Here is a 5,876-nt window from a genome sequence, read left to right on the forward strand (position 1 = left end):
AAACTCTTAGAATTGCTTATCAATTAGACGAGGACAAAGATTTACAGTTCGTCATGTTCAATAGAACCGGTAAAATCATTAGAAAAGAAGAACATACAGCCCTACTCACCGAAGAGTATATCGAGCTCAGCACCGAAGGATTCGAAACAGGACTCAACCTTATCAGAATCATTGATCAATCTGGAGCCACAACTACGCTCAAAGTGATAATTAGGTAACCCGTTTAACAAAAATTTACCCCTAACCCTTCCCAATTTGAGAATTAGTATCTCAACCATGAGTTCTCTAAAGAAGTAAAGCCCTTAATCAAGTGCTTTCAAGCCTAAAATTACATTTGGCATAATTTTGTATTGAAAGTTGATAATCATGAAAATCTAGGCTTTAAAAGAAACATAGCTAGTTAAGAAGGGTTTTTCTCACATTAGGACTAATCATTATAGAGTAAAGTCAAACGCCTAAATCATGAAGTTTTTACCGTTGAACAAAATTTAGAAATCGTTTAAACGTAAAAAGTATTTAAGAAATTTTAAATTTACGGTGTTATGAGCCTTTGGCTCAACACCTAGACATCTGAACCATACGTACTAAAAAACACATAACGCTACTATTAGTAGTCTGCTGCATAATGTCTGGCTTTTGGTCAAACATTAATGCACAGACCATCATTACTACTATTTCAACTACCTCTTCTGGTGCAACACCAAGCAGTTACACCGCCACTTCCCCAAGTAATACCGGTAATGATATTGATGCAGACGAAGTTTTCACGGTTAACTACGGGCAAGGAAATAATATTTCAGTCACTTCATATACAGTTAGTGGAATTGGCACCGCTTTCAGCAACTTTTTAAGGCCTGATACACTGGTACTGAACAGAAGAGTCGTAAGTGATAGACTCGTTAACATATGGTATGTACTGGAAGCTGGAAACGAAATCAGTGATAATGCTGGTACCATTGGCGACCCTGACATTGTGAATATGGATGCGGATCAAGTCAGTGATGCAGACGCTATTTACTTATCTGGCACCCTGAATAATGGTTATGACAACATTTTGGTAAACGTAGATGACCTCGCACAGGGCAGTATACAGGTAGAAACGGAACGTGTTGACATTATTTGGTATTCTGGTATTCAAACATCAGAGCCTGATAATGCCGTTTTTCCAATTATCGAACGAGGTGGAAATGATAATATAGCAGTCGCAGCCATTACCAGTATTAACCCAGACGGAAGCCCTGCCTCTTACGGTACGCTTATTGGCATTCCTGAAACATTTTGGCCAGGTGGTACAAACGGTGTTTCTTTTGACGACTACTTAATCTTAAGAAGAGAAACAGCGGGATCTGATCCACTGCCGCTATTGAATATCGGAGAACTTGTAGCGGGTCAGTCAGCACAGCTTGTACAAGGTGTAGCCATTTCTTTTGCTGAGCTAGGAATCTCAGCAAATCAAAGCATCTTCGGATATTCTATTTTTCCTGCTGACGTTGTGGATGGTTTTAGTACCGGTACAAACAACGTATTAACTACAGGTAACCAAGCAATTGCAAGTAGTATAACTCTGACTGATATTTCTACATTTCCTGCAGATACGGAATCAGGTGACTCAGGGCTTGACCTAGTCGCTGGTGTGTCAGCCGCTGTAGCCAATGACGATAACCTGATAGAAACCATCGGACCTGGAGGTTATAAATCCAACAACGTATTAAGAACTTGGCTAAAAGCCAATGATGGGGCATTTGTTTCAGATGGCGGAGCAGCTTCTACAGAAGGTGGTTCTGTAGGTTTCTGGGAAGATCAGTCTGTGGCAGATAACAACTTTACCACATTGACCACAGCACCTACTTTCCGTAGCTCGACCAGTTCCATCAACTTCAATCCAACAGTAGATTTCTTGACTGGTTCTGACACAGGTCTTCAAATACCTGACAGTGATGACTACAATATAAATGGACCTTTTACTCGAAAATCTATTAACATCGCTTTTAGAACAAGTACTACGGATATTGCCACTAGGCAACAAATCTTTGAAGAGGGCGGTGGTGGAAATGGTCTAGGAATTTACATTGATGGGGGCACATTATATGGTGCTATTTGGAATAGGAATAATGGCACAAGTGCTGGCGCACCATGGAACGATGGCACACCTACAAGTTTCGTGAGCACAAGTGTCGACATTGACACAGAATATATCTTGACCCTCGAGTTTGATGGTAGTACTGATTTTACAGGAACCGTGACGCTCTTTTTGAACGGGCAGAGCTTTGGCTCGCTCAGTAGTGTGGGCCTACTCTATAACCACGGGAATGATATTGGCTTGGGTGATCAAGATGGAGGATCTCGTTATCACAATAACACAACGGATGCTGATTCTTATCAAGGTGAAATCGCTGAGTTTATCTACTGCAATGACCCGGCAGCCTTAACTACTGCTGGAAGAAATAGAATTGAAAGCTATTTGGCCATCAAGTACGGGATCACGTTGGATCAATCAACCCCAATAAACTATGTGAATTCTGCCGGGGATATCATCTTTAATACCACCAGTAGCGCCGCCATAGGTGGTTATTTAGAGTACAACAATGATATTGCTGGTATAGGTCGTGATGATGATTCTGAATTAGATCAACCGGCCTCAAGAAGTGAAAATACCGGGAGTTTAGTCACCATTGACAGAGGCGCTTCCATCAGCACGGATGATACTTGGCTCATTTGGGGAAATGACGGAGGTGCTTTGACAGAAAGTTCGTCTGTTACTTCACCAAGCACCATTGATACAAGATTGGAACGCGTTTGGAGAGTCGCGGAAGAAAACGAAGTGTTGACTACCTCCGTTTCATTCGACATTACTGGCTTGGGATTAAGTACAAATCAAGATGACTTTAGCCTTTTAGTCGCTTCAAACAGTTCTAATGGTGACTTTAGTAACGCCACCGTTTTAACCGGAGGAACACTGGTCGGCAATACATTGACATTCACTGGAGTAGATTTAGAAGATGGTGAATATTTCACCTTGGGAACGGCTTTCTTCTTCTGTACACCTGGAAATTACAACGATGAAATTATCATGTGGCTTCGGGCCGATGAAGGCGTGACAACAGCTACAGAAGGCGCTAATGTGACAATTTGGGATGATCAAACTCCATCGAACAATGATGCCGAAGATTTAACAGCTCCTGTTTATAGAGCCACCACAAATCTGATCAATTTTAATCCTACGATCGATTTCAGTACCGCTAGCACAGGTTTATTTATTGACAATGTTGGTGGCTTCAATGTTGATGAATCGACATCTAAAAAATTCACAATAGCCTTTAGAACAGGTGATGACATTACAACACAACAAGTAATTTATGAGCAAGGCGGTGCCACTCGAGGAATCAACCTCTATATTCAATCTGGGGTATTACACCTATCGGCGTGGAACCAAGGAGCTGGTGACGGAATAGGGGCTCCATGGAATACGGCAGGAGCTATAGCTACTGTAAACACCTCTTCAATTGCTATCAATACAGATTACATAGTCACATTTGATTACGCCGGTAACGATGACATTACTGGAATTGTTACTGGTTATTTAAATGGCGCCAGTTTTGGTACCCCATTATCAAATATTGGTCGATTATATGGCCATACAGATCCTATTGGACTAGGTGATGAGAACTCGGCATCACGCTATGGCGATGGTACGACCAGTGGAGCTGCCTCTTTTGACGGTTTTATTTCGGAAATGAGCTATTACAATGACCCAAGCTCATATTTAGCAGCGGATAGAAATAGAATTGAAAGTAGTATGGCTATTAAGTATGGCATTACCTTAGATCAAACGGTGGCCACCGATTTCACAGCGTCCGATGGCACTGCCGTTTGGGATGCCTCTGTCAATCCAGGCTATGACGTAAACATTGCAGGAATTGGGCGAGATGATGATGCTTGTTTAGAGCAAAAACAATCCAGAAGCGGAAACGATGATGCCATTGTCACCGTCGGTTTGGGAGAAATCGCTGCCACCAATGACGCCAACAGCAACTCATTCGATGATGACGGGGATTTTTTTACATGGGGTTCAGATGGTGCGAGCACAGACTTTGCCAATATTACCACCGCAGGTACACCAGGAACGGTGACAGACCGTATGCTTCGTGTATGGAAAGCTCAAGACACTGGAGATGTAGGTGCAACAGATATTTCATTCGACCTTACTTCTTTGCTAGGCTACAGCGGAAATGCAGGAGACTATCAGCTTATTATTGCCAATGGTGGTGATAATACTTCATTAGAAAACGGTACAACCATAGCAGGCGGAACTTTTAATGGGAATGTCCTCACATTTAGTGGTGTAAATTTAACTGATGGTCAATTCTTTACGCTCGGTGTTGCCTCTGAATTCTGTGCTCCTGGTGGGGTTACGGGTAGCATGGTACTGTGGTTGAGACCTGACCAAGGGACCTCTACCTTAGTGGATAACACCACGCTAACCACATGGACTGATCAATCTACAGCTACTAACAATGCCACAGATGATGGCAACCCGCCATTGTACAGAGACAATACAACAGACAATATCAACTTCCAGCCAACTATGGAGTTTGATGGCACTAATGATCGCCTTAACCTTGGAGACCTTAGTGAAATTAAATCAACTTCTGGTTCTGGTGAGTACAGTATGTTCGGTATCGGCTTAAGAGAAAGTATTAGTACAAATGAAAATTATATTTTAGGCTCATTAGGGGGTAGCAGCAATCAAGACCTACACTTTGGCTACAGAAACAGTACTTCAGCGACAATTGCCCATTGGGGCAATGACCAAGATGTAACCGTAAATGCTGTGAATAGTCCAAGTGCTCCTTTCCTTGTCGGTGCTACCTATACTAGTGGCGATAGAGTGATTGAAGAAGTGAGATCAGATGACTTTAACAGAGCCACCGATGCTACTACTACGGCCATCAGCGGAACTAGAACAAACTTTGTAGGGGACCTAGTAAGTGTAAATAACTACGCTGGATTTATCAGCGCAGTACTCGTTTATAACAGAGAAGTAACTGACTTAGAGAAACTACAGATCTACTCTTATTTCGCCATCAAATATGGAATTACACTACCTCAAGATAATGACAATGATGCCACGCTTAATGAAGTGATTTCAGGAAGTGTGGCAGAAGGAGATTTAGTTGCCTCTGATGAGAGCATTATTATCTGGGACGAATCAAATGGTTATAGCACGTACCACAATGGCATGGCAGGCATTGGTAGAGATGACGCCGCTTGTCTTAACCAGAAACAAAGTACCAGTGCCTCAGATGGAACTATTCTAACCATCGGTTTAGATGCAGTTGCTACCAACAATGCTTCGAACTCCGGTGTACATGACAATCTTGATTTCTTAGTATGGGGACATGATGGGGTTGCAACTGACCAAGCAACTGCCGCTGGTGACTTAAGTGACTTACCTACTACTATTTCTGAAAGAATGAGAAGAGTCTGGAGAGTTGAAGATACGGGAACTGTTGGCGAAACTGAAATTCAATTTGATTTAACTGGACTAGGCTATTCGAGCGATGCGGCTGATTTTAGACTTATCATCGCTGATGCAGGTAGTGGAGGAACCATGGCCGGCGGTACCTTAGTCGCTGGGGGAACATTTAATGGCGACGTACTTTCTTTCTCTGGTATCAATCTAACTGATGGACAGTACTTTACCCTAGGTACGGCTTTGGAAACCTGTGGCCCTGGTGGTGTGAATTCTAACATTGCCCTTTGGTTGAGAGGTGACCTAGAAGCATTCTCCGATGCAGGATCAACCGCAGCTACTGATGGAGACAATGTGCTCCAATGGAATGACCAAAGCTCGCCTGCCGACAATGGTAGCGAAT

Annotated in this window: 2 protein-coding genes; both read left to right on the forward strand. The window is 42.7% G+C overall.

The features are described 5' to 3' along the window. The coding region (locus JXQ92_RS19245) for a hypothetical protein (RefSeq protein WP_421988279.1) at positions 1-218 on the forward strand (218 nt) is incomplete at its 5' end. A gap of 407 nt (positions 219-625) precedes the next feature. Beyond that, on the forward strand, positions 626-5,876 hold a 5,251-nt coding region (locus JXQ92_RS19250; protein ID WP_421988280.1), incomplete at its 3' end, for a beta strand repeat-containing protein.

This window comes from Roseivirga sp., from assembly GCF_049099775.1.
In the GTDB taxonomy this organism is placed as follows: Bacteria; Bacteroidota; Bacteroidia; order Cytophagales; family Cyclobacteriaceae; genus Roseivirga.